Below are 18,656 nucleotides of genomic sequence, written 5' to 3'. Positions count from 1 at the left end.
TGCGGTGGGAAGTCGTTCCGTGGCGGCCCGACGGCAAAACCCCACGTCACCCGATCCGCCCCGCCGCCCACCGCCGCGCCCCGGCCGGGGCAGCCGGGACAGAAGGTAAAGGTTCTACCAAGTACGCAAGTATCGGCCTCCGCGCGGTCTATGCTTCTGGAGGTTTGAAGAAGGCACCTCGTTCGGTGAGGCTTCTTCACGGACACAGGCCACTGATCCGACGACGTCGAGAGACGCCCAGGGTTAGGACAGATCTTCCCGACCTAAGGGTTGATCCGAAGTGGCTTCCGGCCCGACCGGGCTGGACACGCCGTGGAGTGCCAAAGCTCTGACGAGTTGGGGTGAACCGGCGGTCGCTTCGCGCGCCGGCGAACTCCTTGCCGCGTCGATCACACGCACCACGGGGTGCGTCGACCGGGAGGAGGCGAGAGACATGGATTGCAGTAGTCCGGGCCACAGTTGCCCCTGCCCCCGCTTGTCCTCGCACACTCCCGGCACGCGGTAACGACCCTCCCTGCGCACATCTCTGACGGCTCATCACCTCGACACCCGGCTTCGCCGTGCCCGAACGGGCCCGCACCGCCGGGTGGCGATGCGCCGCGCCCGTCCGCAGGGGGATCGCCGCCGTGCGCCCCCGATCGCCCCGCCTGCCCGGGGCCCACGGGAGGATCGTCATGACCACCAACGCCACGCTCAACTCCAAGGTCCCCGCCCCACGTTCAGCGGTACTGGACGACGCCCACGTCGGCGACATCAAGGGTGCGCTCGGCACCATCCGGCTCGACGACACCACGCCGCGCCACGGCCTGTCCGCAAGACTCAAGACCCTGCTGGCGATCGTCGGCCCCGGCCTGATCGTGATGGTCGGCGACAACGACGCGGGCGCCTTCTCGACGTACGGGCAGGCGGGGCAGAACTACGGCACGCAGCTGCTGTGGACACTGCTGATGCTCGTCCCGGTGCTGTACGTGAACCAGGAGATGGTGCTGCGCCTGGGCGCCGTCACCGGTGTCGGCCACGCCCGGCTGATCCTGGAGCGCTTCGGGAAGTTCTGGGGCGCGTTCAGCGTCATCGACCTGTTCCTGCTGAACGCGCTGACGCTGGTCACGGAGTTCATCGGCGTCACCCTGGCGGCCGGGTACCTCGGGCTGCCGAAGGTGGCCGCGGTGGTGCTGGCGGCGGTGGTGATCATCGCCTCGGCGTTCACCGGCTCGTTCCGGCGTTTCGAGCGCGTCGCCGTCACGCTGTGCGTGGGTTCGCTGCTGCTGGTGCCGATCTACTTCATGGTCCACCCGAAGACCTCGCAGATGGCGCACGACTTCACGGTGCCGAGCATGCCGGGCGGTTCGGGTCAGCTGGCGGCCGTGATGCTGGTGATCGTCTCCATCGTGGGCACCACCGTCGCCCCGTGGCAGCTGTTCTTCCAGCAGTCGTACGTCATCGACAAGCGGATCACGCCGCGGTTCATGAAGTACGAGAAGGTCGACCTGTGGATCGGGATCGCCATCGTCATCATCGGCGCCGCCGCGATGATGGGCTTCACCGCCGCGGCCTTCGCCGGCACCGACGGCTTCGGCCAGTTCTCGGATGCGGCCGCCGTCGCCAAGGGCCTTGAGGACAAGGCCGGGCACGTGGTGGGCGTGCTGTTCGCCATCGCGCTGCTGGACGCCTCGATCATCGGCGCCTTCGCCGTGTCGCTGTCCACCGCCTACGCGATCGGCGACGTGTTCGGCATCAGGCACTCGCTGCACCGGGGCGTCAAGGGCGCCAAGGGCTTCTACGCGATCTACGCCGGCCTGGTGGTCGCGGCGGCCGCGATCACGCTGCTGTCCACCGGCTACACCCAGGGCCTGATGACGCAGTTCGTCCAGGTGCTGGCCGGTGTGCTGCTGCCCTCGGCGACGGTGTTCCTGCTGCTGCTGTGCAACGACAAGGCCGTCCTGGGGCCCTGGGTCAACGGGCCCAAGACCAACGCCTTCACCTCCGCCGTGGTCAGCGTCCTGGTGATGCTGTCGCTGATCCTGACGGCCGCCGTGGTCTGGCCCGACATCAGCTCGCAGGCCATCCTGTGGATCATGGCCGGCTGCGGCGTGGCGGGCGTCCTGGTCGCCGGGTACTTCTTCACCTTCGGCCGCCGGGGGACCAAGGAGGACCCGATCGACCGCACCGGCCGCGAGGAATGGCGGATGCCCCCGCTGGAGACCCTCGGCAAGCCGGTCATGTCCACCGCCCGCAAGGTCGGCATGGGCGCCCTGCGCGCCTACCTCCTGGTCGCGATGGTGATGGTCATCATCAAGATCGTCCAGACCGCGCTCAACCACTGAGCCGCCGCCGGGGCGGCGCCCGACAGTACCGCCGCCCCGGCCCCGACCCGGAAACCTCGACCGCCCCGCACCCGGGGAAGGAAGGAAGTACGGCCATGCGCACCGCCCTTCACCACCACTGCCCGCGCGTCCGCCTCGCCCTGCACGACGGTGTCGAGAGGAACTACCGCCTCGACGACCCCGGCGTCTGCCCGCACTCCGGCACGCCCAACACCCGGGCCTGCGCGTACGAGCCGCGCGTGCACCTGGCCTACCTGCTGGCCCGCCAAGGCCACCGCCCGGACTGGCTCGCCGACTTCGCGGACCTCCCGCCGGCCGCCGCGCGCCGCCTCAGCCGCGCCGCCGCCCGCCACCGGCCGCACGGCTGACGCCCCGCCGACCGCACCACCCGCGCCCTCGCGCACCCCTCCACCCGCTGTCCTGTCACGGAGGTGACCTGCCATGTCCATCGTCGCCGCGTTCCACCCCTCCCTCCCGTCCGCCGGCCGCGGCCGCCTGCGCGCCGCGCTCGCCGCCGTGGGCCGACGCCTGGCGGAGAGCCCGCTGGACAGCCCCGTCCTGCACGCCGTCACGGCCCGGGGCCCGGCACCGGCCGCCGCCCCCGCCGACCGCCCCACCCGGCTGCGGGCCAGCTGGCGGACCGTCACGGCCCCGGACGGCACCGCCCGGCTGGAAGCCTCCTGGCACCCCTGGCACCCCGCCCGCTGACCACCCGTACCGATGCGTACTGATGCGTACAGATCCGCACCGACCCCGCACCGACCCGCCGAAGGAGCATCCGCCATGGCCGTGCGCTACCCCAGGCTCGAAGCCATCTTCTCGGACCACACCGCCGCCGCCCCGCCCCGGCGGCCGCGCCCCGCACCGGCCCCCCGGCCCGCCGTCGACCCGGACACCGGCCTGGTGGTGGACCCCGAACAGCGCACCGTCACCGTCGACGGGCAGCAACTGGCACTCCCCTACCTGGAGTTCGAGCTGCTCGCGCACCTGGTCGACAACCCGCTGCGGGTCCACTCCCGCCGCCAGCTGATGGAGACGGTCTGGGGCCGGCCGGACACCGGCGACACCCGCACCATCGCCACCCACATCGCCCGGATCCGCCGCAAGCTCGGCCCCGGCCACCGGGAGGCGATCGCCACCGTCCGCCAGATCGGCTACAAGTACGACCCCCGCCTGACCCGCGTCGCCTGACCGCCGTCCGGCCGCGCCGTCCGACTGCGCCGCCCGAGGCCCGATCGCCCGCCCCCGCGGCACCCCGCCGGCCAGCACCCCACCGAAGGAGGACACCGCCGTGACCAGAACCGCCCTGTTCCCCTGGACCAGCAGAGGGACGGCGCTGTGCGGCGTCCTGCTCCTCCTCACCCTCCAGGGGATCGCCGTCGGCGTCGCCCCGGGGCGGCTGCGGCTCTTCCTCTCCGGCGTACTCATCGGCGCCTCGGCGGCCGGACTGCTCCTCGCCCTGCTGCTCGCCCGCAGCGGGCGCGGCACCGCCCGGCCCGCCGCCCCCGGCGAGGACGACACCCAGTGGTTCAGCGCCCGCTCCCTGGACGGGTTCCCGATGGAGCAGGTCCGACCGCTGCTGCTGTCGCCCGGCGCCCCGGGCCTGAACCGGCTCTACACCGCCTGGGTGTTCGCCACCCACGGGCACGACCCCCAGTGGATCGCCCACCACCTCGACCTGTCCACCCCGACCGCCCGGCTGCTGGTCACCGCGGCCCGGCACCACACCGCTCCCGACAGGAGGCCGCAGTGATCACGGCCCTCGACCACGTCCAGCTCTCCGCACCCCCCGGCAGCGAGGCCCTGCTGCGGGCCTTCTACGGCGACGTCCTGCAGATGGCCGAGATCCCCAAGCCCCGGCCGCTGACCGAGGGCGGCGGCTGCTGGTTCGCCGCCGACGGCGGCCGGGTCCGGCTCTACCTCGGCATCGAGGAGCGCTTCCGCCCCAGCACCAAGGCCCACCCCGGCATCGCGGTCTCCGAGATCGACGACTTCGCCTCGCGGCTGTCCGAGCTCGGCGTGCTCGTGGTGTGGGACGAGAGCCTGCCGCCCCGGCGCCGCTTCTACACCACCGACCCCGTCGGCAACCTGCTGGAGTTCGTCGAAACGGCCTGAGCCGGCACGCGGGGGAACCCCGGATCCATTTGCCTACGGACGTACCGAAGGAGCAGACTGCCCGGGGCCCGCAGGACGGGCCGGGACGGCACCAGACGACACCACCGGAGGAGGCGGCCATGGGCGAAGACCCTCCCAGTACGCGCCGCCGTACCGGCCGCCTCCCCCACGCCCGCCCGCGCGCCTGACGCGACGGCCCGGGGGGGACGCGGCGTTCGTCCCGATCCCGCTGACGTCGCACGCACCTCTCCCGACCCCGGGGCCCCGGGTGCGCGCCGGAGGTGCACCCCATGACCCTGCCGAAGCCGGCCCCGGGCGCCGCCCGGGGCTCACTGCCGTCCCGGACGGCCGCCCGCCTGGCCCGGATGACCTGGGTGGACGCGCTCGTCGCGGCCGCCGTCCTGGTGCTGCTCTACCTCGCGCTGCGGGTCGGGCAGGGCACCACCGTCCGGTTCTCCACCGGCCGGAACGCGGCGGTCGACACCGACCCGGCGCGGCTGCCGTACGACGCGGCGCGCTCGCTGCTGCGAATGTTCGCCGCGCTCGCCGTGTCGGTGGTCTTCACCTTCGGCTACGCCTACGCCGCGGCCCGCAGCCGCCGGCTGGAGCGGGTCCTGATCCCGGCCCTGGACATCCTCCAGTCGGTGCCGGTGCTCGCCTTCCTGACCGTCGCGGTGACCGGCTTCCTCGCCCTGTTCCCCGGCTCCGTGCTGGGCCTGGAGTGCGCGGCGGTGTTCGCCATCTTCACCTCCCAGGCCTGGAACATGACCTTCGGCTTCTACTGCTCGCTGGTCTCGCTGCCGCCCGAACTCGACGAGCTGTCACGCTCGTTCCGCTTCACCCGGTGGATGCGGTTCTGGAAGGTCGAACTGCCCTCGGGCATGATCGGCCTGGTCTGGAACGGCATGCTGAGCTTCGGCGGCGGCTGGTTCTTCCTGGTCGCCTCCGAGGCGATCAGCGTCGACGACCAGGGCTACGCGCTGCCCGGCGTCGGCTCCTACGCGGGCGCGGCCATCGCCGCCGGCGACCTCGGCCGAGTCGGCTGGGCGATCGCCACCATGGCCGTCCTGGTGGTCGGCGTCAACCTGCTGTTCTGGCGCCCGCTCACGGCCTGGGCCGAACGCTTCAAGAACGAGCAGTCCGAGGCCACCGAGGTGCAGCGCTCCGTCGTGCTGGACCTGCTGCGCCGCTCGCACTGGCCCGGACTGCTCGGCCGGCTGCTGCGCCCGGGGTGGCGGGCGCTCTCCCGGGCCGGGCGCCTGCTGGGCACCGACGACCGCCCGCTGGCCGTCGACCCCGGGCGGCGGCGCGCCGGGGACACCGCCTTCGCCGCCGTCGCCGGCGGCCTCGTGCTCTGGGGCCTGGTCGACCTCGGCCGCTACCTGCACGGCGCGACCGGCCTCGGCGTGTTCGGCGAACCGCTGCTGCTCGGCCTCGCCACGCTCGCCCGGGTCGTCGTCCTGGTGACCGTCGCCACCCTGGTCTGGGTGCCGGTCGGCGTGCGGATCGGCTTCTCCCCCCGGCTGACCCGGATCGCCCAGCCGCTGGTGCAGGTGCTCGCCAGCTTCCCGGCCAACTTCCTCTTCCCGCTGGTCGTCTGGCTGCTGCTGCGGACCGGGCTGTCGATCGACCTCGGCGGCGTCCTGCTGATGGCCCTCGGCGCCCAGTGGTACATCCTGTTCAACACCATCGCCGGCGCCATGGCCATCCCCACCGACCTGCGCGAGGCCATGGACGACCTCGGCGTGCGCGGCTGGCAGCGCTGGCGGCGGCTGATCATCCCCGGGATCTTCCCGGCCTACGTCACCGGCGGCCTCACCGCCTCCGGCGGCGCCTGGAACGCCTCCATCGTCTCCGAGGTCGTCACCTTCGGCGGCACCACGCTCACCGCCACCGGCCTCGGCGCGTACATCGCGCGGGCCACCGAGCGCGGCGACTACCCGCACCTGCTCGCCGGGGTGGCGGTGATGAGCCTGTACGTCGTCGCCCTCAACCGGCTGCTCTGGCGCCGCCTCTACCGCCTGGCCGAGCGCCGCTACTCGCTCTGACCCGCGCCCGCTCCCCGCCCCGGAGGTCCCCGTATGCGCTTCCCGTTCCCGCGCGCCGCCCGCCCCGCGCCGCCCGCCGCCGCTGATGCTGCTGCTGCTGCTGCTGTGTTCTCCCCCGCCGACGGCGAGGTCCTGCTGGAGACCGTCGGCCTCACCAAGGCCTACGCCGGCGCCGACGGCGCGCTGCCCGTGCTGTCCGGCATCGACCTCACCGTCCGGGCCGGCGAGATCGTCGCCCTGCTCGGCCGCTCCGGCTCCGGCAAGTCCACCCTGCTGCGCTGCCTGTCCGGGCTGATCCCGCCCAGCTCCGGCACCGTCGCCTACCGCGGCACCCCGCTCACCGGCGCCAACCCGGGCACCGCCCTGGTGTTCCAGACCTTCGCGCTGCTGCCCTGGCTGACCGTCCGGCAGAACGTCGAACTCGGCCTGGAGGCCCGCGGCGTGCCGCCCCGGGAGCGCGCCGAGGCCGCCGTCCAGGCCATCGACCTGATCGGCCTGGCCGGCTTCGAGTCCGCCTACCCCAAGGAGCTCTCCGGCGGCATGCGCCAGCGCGTCGGCTTCGCCCGCGCCCTGGTCGTCGAACCGGACGTGCTGATGATGGACGAGCCCTTCTCCGCGCTGGACGTCCTCACCGCCGAGAACCTGCGCGGCGAGCTGCTGGAACTGTGGGAGTCCGGCCAGTTCCCCACCCGCGCCGTCGTCCTGGTCACCCACAACATCGAGGAGGCGGTCCTGATGGCCGACCGAATCGTCGTCCTCGGCTCCCGCCCGTACGGCACCATCCGGGAGACCGTCGAGGTCGACCTCGACCGGCCCCGCGACCGCGACGCCGCCGCCTTCGACGAACTCGTCGACCGGGTCTACCGGATCATGACCGGACGCCCCAAGGAGACCCGCCTGCCCGGCCGCGCCGACGGCGCCCGGCCCGACCGGCGCACCGTCGCCAACACCCCGCTGCCCACCGCCAGCGTGGACGGCCTCGCCGGCCTCGCCGCGATGATCGCCCACCGCGGCGGCTGCTGCGACCTCGCCGACCTCGCCGACGAACTCGGCCTCGACATCGACGACATGCTCCCCCAGCTCGACGCCCTCGACCTGCTCGGCTTCGCCGAGATCCACGGCGACGACCTGCTGCTCACCGAGGCCGGCGCCGCCTTCGCCGGAGCCGACGTCCAGGAGTCCCGGACCATCTTCGCCGGTGCCGCGGTGGACGTCCCGCTGGTCCGGCTGATCACCAACGGCCTGCGCGGCCGCCCCGGCGCCGCCGTGCACGCCGGCTTCTTCCGCGACCTGCTCGCCCACCACTACACCAGCGAACAGGTCGACCGGCAGTTGGAGACCGCCACCGACTGGGGCCGCTACGCCGGGCTGTTCGGCTACGACGCCGCCCTGCGGGAGTACCGGCTCGACGAGGAGACGGCCTGAAGCGCCGGAGTCAGGCCTGGCCGGTGGCCGGGCGGCGGCGGGCGGAGCGGACGGCGCGGGCGAACGGCTGCTCGGCCGTCGCGGCGGCCGGGCCGGTACCGCCGCCGTCGCCGCCGTCACCGCGCCCGGGCAGGTCGTTGGCGATCAGCGCCGCCTCCGTCAGCAGGCCGCGCACCTCGGCGGCGCGGTAGAAGATCCGGGTGCCCTCCCGGCGCGAGACGACCAGCCCGGCCGCCCGCAGCCTGGCCAGGTGCTGCGAGGTCGCCGCCACGTGCGCGCCCAGCAGCTCCGCCAGTTCGCTGACCGGCAGCTCCCGCCGGGTCAGCGCCCAGAGCAGCCGGTACCGGGACGGGTCGGCGACCGCCTTCAGCACCGCGACCGCCCGCTCCGCCGCGTCCGTGTCCCACGCCTCTTCCTGCGCACCCATGCCAGGGATCCTACCGAGCCGGCCCCACCGCCCCGGCGCCCCGGCGGCGCCGAAGCCGGTGCCGTCCGGCCGGGCGCGGGCGTCGCCAGCGGGCGTACCCAGTGGGCGTCGACACCGGACGTCGACACCGGGCGTCGATAGCGGGCCGATGGCCGGGGCTGCCAGGCTTCAGCCATCCTTTCCACCGCAGCCGACCGGCCGCGCCGTCCAGGAGTTGGAGTCCGTACGAGATGATCGAGCACACCACGTTCCGTACCGCGGTCAGCGGATCGCACGAGCACAATCCCTGGGGCTGAGCGGCCTGGGTCCGCCTTCGGACGCCCGCCCGCCGGGCGGTGTCGGGGAGGACGGACCCGGCCGCCGTGGTCGGTGGGGCGACCACGGCGGCGGTTGGGGGGGTGGGGGCGGGTCATGCCGTCAGGCCGCGGCGAGGGCCGCCCTGACCGCGGCGCCGACCTGCTCGGTGGTGAGGGTGCCGCCGAGGTCCGGCGTGCAGGCGCCCTCCGCCACGGCCGTGCCGACGGCCAGCTGGATCGCCTTAGCCTCGGCGGCCCAGCCCAGGCGCTCCAGCATCAGCGCGGAGCTGAGGATGGCGCCGAAGGGGTTGCCGATGCCCTGGCCGGCGATGTCGGGCGCGCTGCCGTGCACCGGCTCGTAGAGGCCGAACCCGGTGTCCGGGTTGATGTTGGCCGAGGCCGCGTTGCCCAGGCCGCCGGCCAGCATGGCCGCCAGGTCGCTGAGGATGTCGCCGTACGAGTTGTTGGTGACGATCACGTCGAACTGCGACGGGTCGGAGATCAGCTTCATCGCGGCGGCGTCGACGTAGAGGTGGGTGGAGTCGATGGCGGGGTGCTTCGCGGCGGCCTCGCGGAACACCCGCTGCCACACCTGGCCGCCGTGCCGGACGGCGTTGGACTTGTCGACCATGCAGACGCCGCGCTCGGCGATCGAGTACGCGTACTCCATCACCCGCGAGACGCCCATGTAGGTGCTGACGTCCGCGTCGACGGCCATCTCGTGCACGGTGTTCCCGCGCAGCACTCCGCCGATGTCGGTGTAGAGGCCCTCGGTGTTCTCCCGGACGATCACGGCGTCGATGGCGCGGGTCCGGGCGTCGCGCAGCGGGCTCAGCCGCTCCTGGAGCAGGGTGGCCGGGCGGTGGTTGACGTACAGGTCGAGGTCGAAGCGCAGGCGCAGCAGGACGCCGCGGCCGTAGTCCGAGGTCTTCACCCGGGGGTCGCCGATGGCGCCGAAGAGCACCGAGTCGCTCGCCTTGATCCGCTCGAAGTCCTCGTCGGACAGGGAGACCCCGGTCCGCAGGTAGGTGTCGGCGTTGACGTGGTCGAGCACGTCGACCGCGAGGTCCAGGCCCAGCGACTCGATGGTCTCCAGGGCCTCCTTGGTCACCTCGGGGCCGATGCCGTCACCGGGGATGACGGTCACTGTCTTGGTCATGGGTCTCTCACCGTTTCTGGGGTGGGGCCGGCCGGTTGTGGGTCGGGTCGGCCGGGCCGGGGGCGTCGGGCAGGGTCACCGCCGCGCGGCCCTGGGAGCTGCGCCGGGGGGCGCGGTCGTCAGGAGGCCCGGCGCTGCTTCGCGGTGTCCGGGGAGGAGAAGGCGCCGCGGGTGATGCTGGTCATCCAGGCCGGGCGGCCCTGCTCGAAGGCGGCGATCGCGTCGGCCTTGCGCAGGGTGACGTCGATGTCGTCGAGGCCGTTGAGCAGCAGCCAGCGGGCGCGCTGGTCGGCCTCGAACTCCCAGGTCCCGAGGTCGGTGCCGACGGTCAGCTGCTCCAGGTCGACGGTGATCTCGAACTTCGGGTCGGCCTGGGCGCGTTCGGCGAGGTCGGCGACGACGGGCACCGGCAGGGCGACGGCCAGCAGGCCGTTCTTCAGCGCGTTGCGCAGGAAGATGTCGCCGAAGCTGGTGGCGATGACGGCCCGGAAGCCCCAGTCGCGCAGGGCCCACACGGCGTGCTCGCGGGAGCTGCCGGTGCCGAAGTTGTGGCCCGCCACCAGGACGCTCGCGTCCTGGTGCTCCGGCTGGTTCAGGACGAACCCGGGCTCCTTGCGCCAGTGCCCGAACAGGGTGTCGGCGTAGCCGGTCTTGGTCAGCCGCTTGCAGAACTCGGCCGGGATGATCTGGTCGGTGTCGACGTCGTCCCGGGACAGGGCCACGGCCTGTCCGGTGTGCGCCGTGAGCGGCTGCCTCATGCCTCTGCCCCCTGCTGGTCGGTCTGGCTGCGGTCGGTGGAACGGGTCGAACAGGCCGGTCGGGTGGAACGGGTCGGGCGGGTGTGCCCGGCGGGCGGGGTCACAGCTCGGTCGGCGCGGCCAGGCGGCCGACCACGGCGGTGGCGGCGGCGACGACGGGCGAGACCAGGTGGGTGCGGGCGTGGGTGCCCTGCCGGCCCTCGTAGTTGCGGTTGGAGGTGGAGGCGACCCGCTGGATGCCCTGGAGGCGGTCGGCGTTGATGCCCATGCACATCGAGCAGCCGGAGAGCCGCCACTGCGCGCCCGCGTCGAGGAAGACCTGGTCCAGGCCCTCCTCCTCGGCCTGGGCCCGGACGGCCATCGAACCGGGGACGACGAGCATGGTGATCCGGTCGGAGACCTTGCGGCCGCGCAGCACGTCGGCGGCGGCCCGCAGGTCCTCGATCCGGCCGTTGGTGCAGGAGCCGAGGAAGACCGTGTTGATCTCGACGTCCCGCAGGGCGACGTCCGGTTCGAGGCCCATGTACTCCAGGGCGCGGCGCGCGGCCTGCTGCTCGGCGGGGGTCGCGAAGGTCTCGGGCGCCGGCACCGCGGCGTCCAGCGGGACGGCCTGGCCGGGGTTGGTGCCCCAGGTGACGAAGGGCTTGAGCCCGGTGACGTCCAGTTCGACGACGCGGTCGAAGGCGGCGCCCTCGTCGGTGCGCAGGGACTGCCAGTAGCTGACGGCCTCGTCCCAGTCGGCCTCGGCGGCCGGGTCCCAGCGCTCGCGCAGGTAGGCGAGCGTGGTGTCGTCGGGGGCGATCAGGCCGGCGCGGGCGCCCGCCTCGATGCTCATGTTGCAGACCGTCATCCGCCCCTCCATGGAGAGGTTCTCGACGGCCTTGCCGCGGTACTCGATCGCGTAGCCGTTGGCGCCGTTGGCGCCGATGTGCGCGATCAGCGCGAGGATCAGGTCCTTCGGCGTGACGTCGGCCGGCGGCTCGCCGACGAACTCGACGGACATCGTCCGGGGGCGCTGGAGCGCCAGCGTCTGGGTGGCGAGCACGTGCTCGACGTCGCTGGTGCCGACGCCGAAGGCGAGCGCCCCGAAGGCGCCGTGCGTGGAGGTGTGGCTGTCGCCGCACACCACGGTCATGCCGGGGCGTACGAAGCCCAGTTCGGGCGCCACCACGTGCACGATGCCCTGCCGGTCGTCGCCGAGCGAGAACAGCTCGATCCCCTGCTCCTCGCAGTTCTCGCGCAGGCGCTCCAGCTGGGCGCTGCCCATCGCGTCCTTGACCAGCAGCGTGTTGGTGGGCACGTTGTGGTCTTCGAGGGCGAGCGCGAGGTCGGGCCGGCGGACCCGGCGGCCGGCCAGCTGGAGGCCGTCGAAGGCCTGCGGGGAACTCGCCTCGTGGAGCAGGTGCAGGTCGATGTAGAGCAGGTCGGGCTCGCCCGGTGCCTGGTCGACGACGTGGCTCTGCCAGACCTTCTCGATCAGGTTGCGCTCGGTGCCGCCCATCAGCTGGCCACCGCCATCTCGCTGGTGCGCTCCAGGCGCTCGGCGATGATCTCGCGCAGCTCGCCCAGTTCGATGCAGGTGCCGTCGGCGCGGCCCGCGATGTAGGTCTCGTAGATCTCGTCGAGCAGGTCGTGCTCGGCGCCGATTCCCATCTGGTCGAACAGGTTGCGGACCACATTGCGCCCGGAGTGCCGGCCGATGAGAATTCCGCGCTCGCGGCCGAAGCTGTGCGGCTCGACGTATTCGTAGGTCACCGGATTGCGCAGCATTCCGGCCTGGTGGATTCCGGCCTGGGTGGCGAAGGCGTTCTCCCCGAATATCGCCTTGTTGCGCGGCGTCGACATTCCGATGATCCGGGCCAGCAGCTGGTAGGCCTCGTAGAACTTCTCGGTGCGCAGCCGGCTGGTCAGGCCGAGCTGCTCGCCCTTGTAGAGCAGCACCGCGGCCAGCTCCTCCAGCGGGGTGTTGCCCGCGCGCTCGCCGATGCCGGCGATGGTGGCCTGCACCTCGTCCGCGCCGGCCTCGACGCCGGCCAGGGCGTTGGCGAGGGAGAGCCCGAGGTCCTGGTGGCAGTGGGTGGACAGGATGATGTGGTCCGGGATCCAGGAGCGGACCCGCGCCACCTGGGCGCCGAACTCGGACGGGATCAGGCAGCCGGTGGTGTCGGCGAGCGCCACCGTGTTGGCGCCCTCCTCGATGCCGGCCTCGATCATCGGGCGCAGCAGGTCGTCGCTGCCCCGGCTGGCGTCCTCGATGCCGAGCGTGATGTCGGTGAAGCCCAGCTCGCGGGCGAACCGGATGCTGTCGATGATCTCGTGCAGGCCCTCGGCCCGGGTGAGGCCGCGCTTGTGCTCCAGATGGACGTCGCTGCCGGTGGCCATGATCTGGACCTGGTGGCGCTCGACGCCGCCGGCCTGGGCGGCCAGCTCGATGTCCGCGCGGACGGCCCGGTTGAGGGTCGCCACCTTGGCGGTGGTGAGCGCGCCCGCGATCAGTCTGGTCGCCTCGAAGTCACGCGGTGAGGAGCTGGGGAAGCCGGCCTCGATGGTGTCGACGCCGGTGGCCTCGATGGCGAGGGCCAGCTCCAGTTTCTGGTCGGGGTTCATCGCGTTGCCCGGGGCCTGTTCGCCGTCGCGCAGTGTCGAGTCGAATACCCGGAGCCGCCGTGCGGTGGGGACGGATTTCGGAGACATGGATTTTCCGCCTCTTTCGGGAACGCCGCCGGACGGGAGGTCGCGGTGTGCGGCGGCGGAGGATTGTGGCTGGCAGCGGTGACTTTACTGGTCCGGAATCACTGTCCGTCAAGACTTTTCGAACAAATAATCATTCGATGGCGGGCCGATAGTGGGACCCCTGACAATAGGCTTGACGCGCCCTTTTCCCGATGCATCGTGTACTGAGGCAAGGAGTGGTTTTCATGCGAGATATCCCGTCCGAGGAACGTCCGCCGGCCCGGTTACCGCGCCCGGGGCGGGTGGGCTGATGGCGAGGGTCATCGTCGAAGCGCTGGACAGCGTCCACGGGCGCACCGCCGCCGGCCTCGACGCGAGACTGGAGTCGCTGGTCGACAACGAGTGGGTGCCGGTGGTCGAGCGGAGAACGGACGCGAGCGGCCGGATCGAGGAGTGGGGCGGGACGGACGGCGGACGCGGCCTCTACCGGCTGGTGTTCGACGTCGACCGGTACTTCAGCGGGCTCGGCCTGTTCACCGTGCACCCCGAGGTGGCGGCCACCTTCCGGGTCTCCGACGGCGAGTCGGGGCACCGGGTGAGCCTCACCCTCTCGCTGAACCACTACGCGGTGGCCTTCATCGCCGACTAGGACGGTGGACCCGGGCCCGCGGGGGGCTCCGGGTCACCGGCGGCCAGCCGGGCGGAGCGCAGCAGGTCGAGGGTGCGCGCCTCCTCGGCGGGGGTCCGCATCAGACGGAACACCAGCCGGGCCCGCCGCAGGTGCTGGACCGCCAGGTCGGCCTCCCCGGTGCCGAGCGCCAACTCGCCGAGGGTGACGAGGATCCGGCCCATGATCAGCCGCTCGTTGGAGCCCTCCGCGAGGAGCAGTGCGCGGTGCAGGGCGTGGGCGGCCTCGCCGCTCTCGCCGAGCCGGTGGCGGGCCGCGCCGATGCCGTGCAGGGCGTAGATCTCGCCGGTGTGGTCGCCGATCAGCCGGACGACGTCGAGGGCGCGGGAGAAGGCCTCCAGGGCCCGGTCGTACCCGCCGCGTTCCAGGTGGCTCTGGCCCATCCGGTGCAGCACCTGGGCCTCGACCCGCCGGCCGCGGCCCTCCCGGCTGAGCCGCAGCGCCTCGTCGAGGAGCTCTCCGGCGCCCTCCTCGTCGCCCGCGCCCAGTTTGAGCTGGGCCAGGTTGTGCAGCACGTAGGCGACGGCGACGGAGCCGCCGCTCGCCCGCAGGACGGTGAGGGCGGCCTGGTAGTGGGCGGTCGCCTCGTCGATCCGGCCGTCCACTCGGGCGAGGTAGCCGAGGCCGCGGGCGGTCAGGGCGGAGCCGAGGTCGTCGCCGAGGTCGGTGAAGATCCCGGCGGCCTGGCGGAAGCGCTCCTCGGCGGCGGCGAAGTTCTGCCGGGTCAGCGCGAGCGAGCCGAGGGAGTGCAGTGCGGCGGCCTGGCCGAGCCGGTCGCCGCCCTTGCGGGCGGCCGCGAGGGCGAGTTCGTGGGTGTCGCGCCAGTCGTCGAGCCGGCCGTGGGTCTCCAGGAACGTCACGGCGGTGACGGCGAGTTCCCAGCAGTGCGCGGTGAGGCCCATCATGGCCGCCTGCCTGACCCGGGGCACGAGCATGGGCCGCTCCCGGGCGAACCACCGCAGCGGCTCGGCCAGCAGCCGGTCCACCGTCCGGGCGGGCAGCGGGTGCAGGGCGGTGCCGCGGCCGCGGATCAGCACGTCGCGGCCGTACTCGCGCTGCCTCGCCTCGATCAGCAGGTAGAGGAAGCAGCCGATCACCCGGGCCAGTGCGGCCTCCCGCTCCTCGACGCTCTCCTCGTCGACGAGGCGTTCGCGCGCGAAGACCCGGATCAGGTTGTGCAGCCGGTACTGGGTGTGGCGGCCGGGCGCGGTGCCGACGGCGTCCAGCAGTTGGGCGTCGGAGAGTTCGTCGATCAGGTCCTGGACCTGGTACTCGGGGAGGTCGAGCAGCGCCATGCCGACCCAGGTGGAGAACGGCCCCTCGTCGATCAGGGCGATCCGCCGCAGCAGTCGGCGGGCATCCTCGCTGACGCTCTCGTAGGTGAGCGAGAGGCCGGCCCTGATGCCGACGTCGGCGTACTTGAGCTCGTCGAGCCGGCGGGTCCCGTCCTCCAGCCGCTCCACCAGTTCGGTGATCTCCCAGTGCGGCCGGGCGGCGAGCCGGGCGCCGGCGATGCGCAGCGCCAGCGGCAGGTGGTCGCAGAGTTCGGCGAGCGCCTTCGCCGCCTCCGGTTCGGCCGCCACCCGCGCGGGGCCGGCGATCCGGCCGAGCAGTTCCGCGGACTGCTCGGGGTCGAAGGTGTCGACGTCCACCCGGACGGCTCCGGCGAGGCTGCCGATGTGCCGCCGGCTGGTGACGATCACGGCCGAGGTGGGCTTGCCCGGCAGCAGCGGGGTGATCTGGCTCTCGGTGGCGACGTTGTCGAGGACGATCAGCACCCGGCGCTCGGCGAGCAGGGCCCGGTACATCTCGGCCCGCTCCTCCAGCCCGTCGGGGATGGCGGTGCCGTGGACGCCGAGGGCGCGCAGGAAGCGCTCCAGCACCTGGGCCGGGCCGACGGTGTCGGGGGCCCCGGCGTGCAGGTCGGCGAAGAGCTGCCCGCCGGGGAACTCGGCGGCGATCTGGTGGGCCGCGTGGACGGCCACGGCGGTCTTGCCGACCCCGGCCTTGCCGACGACGGAGACGATCGGGACGGCGAGCCGGGACTGGTCGTGGGAGGAGAGCAGCAGCCGTTCGCGCAGGCCGGCGAGCAGGTGCTCGCGGCCGGTGAAGTCGGCGAGGTCGGCGGGGAGCATCTCCGGGACGGCGGCGGGGGCGGCGGGTGCCACGGGCGGCGCGGCGGCGGGCTCGGCGGCCGGGGCTCCGTGGGCGGCGGCCGGACGGCTGTCGGGCAGGTCGAGCCGGGGGTCGCCGGCGAGGATGGAGAGTTCGAGCCGCTGCAGCCGGGGGTCGGGTTCGACGCCGAGTTCGTCGATCATCCACTGGCGGGTGTCGCGGTAGACCTGGAGCGCCTCGGTCTGGCGCCCGGAGCGGTAGAGCGCCAGCATCAGCTGGCCGCGCAGCCGCTCCCGTAACGGGAACTCGTCGACCAGGCCCAGGAGTTCGCCGACGGCCGCGCCGTGCCGGCCGAGCGCGAGTTCGAGCTGGATGCACTCCTCGGTGGCGCCGACCCACTGCTCGGTGAGCTGGCCGGCGGCGGAGCGGATCGACTCGCTGGGCAGGCCGCCGAGGGGGTCGCCGCGCCACAGTCCGAGCGCCTGCCGGAAGAGGGCGGCGGCCTCCGCCTTGCGGTCCTGGGCCTCCGCCCTGCGGTCGCGGTCCTCCGCCGTGCGGTCGTGGGCCTCCGCCTTCTGGTCGCGCAGCGCCCGCGCCTTCCCGACCCGGTCGCGGGCCTGGAGCAGGTCGAGCTGGTCGTCCGCCGCCTTCACCATGTAGCCCTGCGGGTGGGTGGTGATGACGTCGGAGAGGCCGTGCGCGGCGAACAGCCGGCGCAGGGCGGAGACGCTGATCTGCAACTGCGCGCGGGCGGTGGCCGGCGGGGCCTCCTCGTAGAGGGCGCGGACCAGGCGGTCCACGCTGACCACCCGGTTGACGTCGAGGAGCAGCGCGGCGAGCACCGTCTGCTGCCGGATCCCGCCGAGGTTCAGCGGCCTGGCGTCGACGAGCGCTTCGAGCGGGCCGAGAATGCGGTACTCGACCCGGGGCACGGGTGAGGAACTGCCGTCGTGGCGTATGCCGGAACCAGGTCTGTGCCCCACCGTTTCCACTCCCCCCAGAGGAATAGGCGCAGGATCGCAAGGCACTCTAAGGACGGCCCGGTCAATGGGTCAACGCTATTCAGTTCTCCCCAAAAGACGCCGCCTGACGGGTTGCGATCGGCGTCCGCACCCTCGGGTGACCCACGAAAAATCGGCACGGAAATGCCGGTTGGCCGGATCGGCGCGCACTGATCCGGCCAACCGTCGCCCGGGGCGGTTTCAGGCCTTCATCAGCTCCGCGACCCGGAAGGCGAGATCGAGGGACTGGCGGTGGTTCAGCCGCGGGTCGCAGGCCGTCTCGTAGCGCTGGTGCAGGTCCTCGGCGCGGACCTGGTCGCCGCCGCCGAGGCACTCCGTGACGTCGTCGCCGGTGAGCTCGACGTGGATGCCGCCGGCGTGCGTGCCCAGCTCCCGGTGCACCTCGAAGAAGCCGGCGACCTCGCCCAGGATGTCGTCGAAGCGGCGGGTCTTGCGGCCGTCGTCGGTCTGGACGGTGTTGCCGTGCATCGGGTCGCAGATCCAGGCGACCCGGGCGCCCTCCGCCGTGACCTTCTCCACCAGCGGCGGCAGCAGTTCGCGCACCCGGCCCGCGCCCATCCGCACCACGAAGGTCAGCCGGCCGGGCCGGCGGTCGGGGTCGAGGCGGTCGACGTAGCCGAGGACCTCGTCCGCGGTGGTCGTGGGGCCGAGCTTGACGGCGATCGGGTTGTGGATCCCGGCGAAGTAGGCGATGTGCGCGTCGTCCAGGCCCCTGGTCCGCTCGCCGACCCAGAGCAGGTGCCCGCTGGTGGCGTAGTGCGCCCCGGTGCGCGGGTCGGTGCGGGTGAGGGGCTGCTCGTAGTCCAGCAGCAGTCCCTCGTGGCTGGCGAAGAACTCGGCCTCCAGCAGCCCGGCCGGGTCGCAGCCGCAGGCTTGCAGGAAGCGCAGGGCGCGGTCCACACCGTCGGCCAGTTCCTCGTAGCGGCGGGCCTCGGCGGAGTCCTCCAGGAAGCCGCGGTTCCACTGGTGGGCCTGGTAGAGGGAGGCGCTGCCGCCGGCCGCGAAGCCGCGGACCAGGTTGAGGGTGACCGCCGACGCCTCGTACATCCGCCGCAGCCGCGCCGGGTCCGGGCGGCGGGCCGCCTCGGTGAACTCCGGGCCGTTGACCGCGTCGCCCCGGTAGGAGGGCAGGCTGAGGCCGTCACGGGTCTCGTCCGGCTGGGAGCGGGGCTTGGCGTACTGCCCGGCCAGCCGGCCGATCTTCACGACCGGGACGCCGCTCGCGTAGGTCAGCACCACCGCCATCTGCAGCAGGGTGCGCAGCTTGGCGGTGACCGCGTCCGCGGTGAGGCCCCCGAAGGTCTCGGCGCAGTCGCCGCCCTGGAGGACGAAGGCCTCGCCGGCGGCGACGGCGGCCATCCGGTCGGTCAGCCGGTCGCACTCCTCGGCGAGGACCAGGGGCGGGGCGGCCGACAGGTCGGCGACCACCTCGCGCAGCGCCGCCTGGTCCGGCCACTGCGGTTGCTGGGCCGCCGGCAGGGAACGCCAGGCGGCAGGTGCTCCGGTCTGCGGAATTCGATTCATCACGGCCCTCGGATGGGAACGGAAATCGCTGGCCCGCTCATTGCAGCCCGGCCGCGGAAAGAAGGTCAAGCGTCCGCGAATT

General features: G+C 73.0%; 15 protein-coding genes, 1 pseudogene and 1 riboswitch. Of the genes and pseudogenes, 9 read left to right on the top strand and 7 right to left on the bottom strand.

What is annotated here, in order from left to right:
- Nucleotides 1–170: 170 nt before the first annotated feature.
- Nucleotides 171–348, top strand: a riboswitch (M-box (ykoK) riboswitch).
- A gap of 326 nt (nt 349–674) precedes the next feature.
- The 8 genes and pseudogenes from A6F73_RS24385 (at nt 675) to A6F73_RS24350 (ending at nt 7,912) form a co-directional block, all read left to right on the top strand.
- A complete protein-coding gene (locus A6F73_RS24385; RefSeq protein ID WP_063349741.1) occupies nt 675–2,324 on the top strand; it encodes an NRAMP family divalent metal transporter in 1,650 nt (549 codons plus the stop codon).
- 95 nt (nt 2,325–2,419) lie between these two features.
- Nucleotides 2,420–2,692 (top strand): hypothetical protein, encoded by a 273-nt coding sequence (locus A6F73_RS24380; RefSeq protein ID WP_063349740.1) that lies wholly within the window; start codon nt 2,420–2,422, stop codon nt 2,690–2,692.
- 73 nt (nt 2,693–2,765) lie between these two features.
- The gene (locus tag A6F73_RS24375) at nt 2,766–3,032 is read left to right on the top strand and encodes a hypothetical protein (protein ID WP_063349739.1); all 267 of its coding nucleotides are present in this window, start codon (nt 2,766–2,768) and stop codon (nt 3,030–3,032) included.
- Between the two features lie 192 nt (nt 3,033–3,224).
- Nucleotides 3,225–3,515, top strand: a pseudogene (locus A6F73_RS43335) (winged helix-turn-helix domain-containing protein); the annotation flags it as partial.
- Between the two features lie 100 nt (nt 3,516–3,615).
- Complete coding sequence (locus tag A6F73_RS24365) at nt 3,616–4,077, top strand: hypothetical protein (protein ID WP_107452946.1); 462 nt, start codon at nt 3,616–3,618, stop codon at nt 4,075–4,077.
- Nucleotides 4,074–4,439: a hypothetical protein gene (locus A6F73_RS24360; protein WP_063349737.1), complete on the top strand. Its 366-nt coding sequence runs from the start codon at nt 4,074–4,076 to the stop codon at nt 4,437–4,439. Before A6F73_RS24365 ends, A6F73_RS24360 begins: the two co-directional genes overlap by 4 nt.
- Before the next feature lie 290 nt (nt 4,440–4,729).
- Nucleotides 4,730–6,487 carry an ABC transporter permease subunit gene (locus A6F73_RS24355; protein ID WP_063349736.1) on the top strand — a complete coding sequence of 586 codons (1,758 nt, stop codon included), beginning with the start codon at nt 4,730–4,732 and terminating at the stop codon, nt 6,485–6,487.
- 33 nt (nt 6,488–6,520) lie between these two features.
- A complete protein-coding gene (locus A6F73_RS24350; protein ID WP_079135960.1) occupies nt 6,521–7,912 on the top strand; it encodes a nitrate/sulfonate/bicarbonate ABC transporter ATP-binding protein in 1,392 nt (463 codons plus the stop codon).
- A 10-nt stretch (nt 7,913–7,922) separates the two neighbouring features.
- Here A6F73_RS24350 and A6F73_RS24345 read toward each other — a convergent pair whose 3' ends face one another.
- The 5 genes from A6F73_RS24345 to A6F73_RS24325 all read right to left on the bottom strand — a co-directional run bounded on the left by A6F73_RS24345 (nt 7,923) and on the right by A6F73_RS24325 (nt 13,246).
- Nucleotides 7,923–8,339, bottom strand: a complete 417-nt coding sequence (locus A6F73_RS24345) for a metalloregulator ArsR/SmtB family transcription factor (RefSeq protein WP_063349734.1) — start codon at nt 8,337–8,339, stop codon at nt 7,923–7,925.
- A gap of 417 nt (nt 8,340–8,756) precedes the next feature.
- Nucleotides 8,757–9,794, bottom strand: coding sequence for an isocitrate/isopropylmalate family dehydrogenase (locus A6F73_RS24340; RefSeq protein ID WP_063349733.1), 1,038 nt, complete (start codon nt 9,792–9,794; stop codon nt 8,757–8,759).
- A gap of 119 nt (nt 9,795–9,913) precedes the next feature.
- A complete protein-coding gene (gene leuD / locus A6F73_RS24335; RefSeq protein ID WP_063349732.1) occupies nt 9,914–10,552 on the bottom strand; it encodes a 3-isopropylmalate dehydratase small subunit in 639 nt (212 codons plus the stop codon).
- 100 nt (nt 10,553–10,652) lie between these two features.
- A complete protein-coding gene (gene leuC, locus A6F73_RS24330; RefSeq protein ID WP_063349731.1) occupies nt 10,653–12,053 on the bottom strand; it encodes a 3-isopropylmalate dehydratase large subunit in 1,401 nt (466 codons plus the stop codon).
- Complete coding sequence (locus A6F73_RS24325) at nt 12,053–13,246, bottom strand: pyruvate carboxyltransferase (protein WP_063349730.1); 1,194 nt, start codon at nt 13,244–13,246, stop codon at nt 12,053–12,055. The genes leuC and A6F73_RS24325 overlap by 1 nt, the downstream gene beginning before the upstream one ends.
- A gap of 289 nt (nt 13,247–13,535) precedes the next feature.
- Between A6F73_RS24325 and A6F73_RS24320 the strand changes: the two genes are divergently transcribed.
- Complete coding sequence (locus A6F73_RS24320) at nt 13,536–13,874, top strand: hydroxyisourate hydrolase (RefSeq protein WP_063349729.1); 339 nt, start codon at nt 13,536–13,538, stop codon at nt 13,872–13,874.
- Here A6F73_RS24320 and A6F73_RS24315 read toward each other — a convergent pair.
- Together A6F73_RS24315 and A6F73_RS24310 are read right to left on the bottom strand one after the other, a co-directional pair.
- The gene (locus A6F73_RS24315) at nt 13,871–17,011 is read right to left on the bottom strand and encodes a BTAD domain-containing putative transcriptional regulator (RefSeq protein WP_208869109.1); all 3,141 of its coding nucleotides are present in this window, start codon (nt 17,009–17,011) and stop codon (nt 13,871–13,873) included. The genes A6F73_RS24320 and A6F73_RS24315 overlap by 4 nt on opposite strands.
- Before the next feature lie 219 nt (nt 17,012–17,230).
- Nucleotides 17,231–18,574 carry a 3-deoxy-7-phosphoheptulonate synthase class II gene (locus A6F73_RS24310; RefSeq protein WP_063351485.1) on the bottom strand — a complete coding sequence of 448 codons (1,344 nt, stop codon included), beginning with the start codon at nt 18,572–18,574 and terminating at the stop codon, nt 17,231–17,233.
- Between the last annotated feature and the right edge of the window lie 82 nt (nt 18,575–18,656).

The organism is Streptomyces sp. MJM8645 (genome assembly GCF_001625365.1).
Taxonomy (GTDB): Bacteria; Actinomycetota; Actinomycetes; order Streptomycetales; family Streptomycetaceae; genus Kitasatospora.
Note: the sequence above shows the minus strand (reverse complement) of the source record. Positions and strands in the feature narration are given on the sequence as shown.

Bases quoted from the DNA above. Each gene is read 5' to 3' on its own strand.
- A6F73_RS24385 (WP_063349741.1), top strand. From the start codon at position 675: ATGACCACCAACGCCACGCTCAACTCCAAGGTCCCCGCCCCACGTTCA.
- A6F73_RS24380 (WP_063349740.1), top strand. From the start codon at position 2,420: ATGCGCACCGCCCTTCACCACCACTGCCCGCGCGTCCGCCTCGCCCTG.
- A6F73_RS24375 (WP_063349739.1), top strand. From the start codon at position 2,766: ATGTCCATCGTCGCCGCGTTCCACCCCTCCCTCCCGTCCGCCGGCCGC.
- A6F73_RS24355 (WP_063349736.1), top strand. From the start codon at position 4,730: ATGACCCTGCCGAAGCCGGCCCCGGGCGCCGCCCGGGGCTCACTGCCG.
- A6F73_RS24350 (WP_079135960.1), top strand. From the start codon at position 6,521: ATGCGCTTCCCGTTCCCGCGCGCCGCCCGCCCCGCGCCGCCCGCCGCC.
- A6F73_RS24345 (WP_063349734.1), bottom strand. From the start codon at position 8,339: ATGGGTGCGCAGGAAGAGGCGTGGGACACGGACGCGGCGGAGCGGGCG.
- A6F73_RS24340 (WP_063349733.1), bottom strand. From the start codon at position 9,794: ATGACCAAGACAGTGACCGTCATCCCCGGTGACGGCATCGGCCCCGAG.
- leuD (WP_063349732.1), bottom strand. From the start codon at position 10,552: ATGAGGCAGCCGCTCACGGCGCACACCGGACAGGCCGTGGCCCTGTCC.
- leuC (WP_063349731.1), bottom strand. From the start codon at position 12,053: ATGGGCGGCACCGAGCGCAACCTGATCGAGAAGGTCTGGCAGAGCCAC.
- A6F73_RS24325 (WP_063349730.1), bottom strand. From the start codon at position 13,246: ATGTCTCCGAAATCCGTCCCCACCGCACGGCGGCTCCGGGTATTCGAC.
- A6F73_RS24320 (WP_063349729.1), top strand. From the start codon at position 13,536: ATGGCGAGGGTCATCGTCGAAGCGCTGGACAGCGTCCACGGGCGCACC.
- A6F73_RS24310 (WP_063351485.1), bottom strand. From the start codon at position 18,574: ATGAATCGAATTCCGCAGACCGGAGCACCTGCCGCCTGGCGTTCCCTG.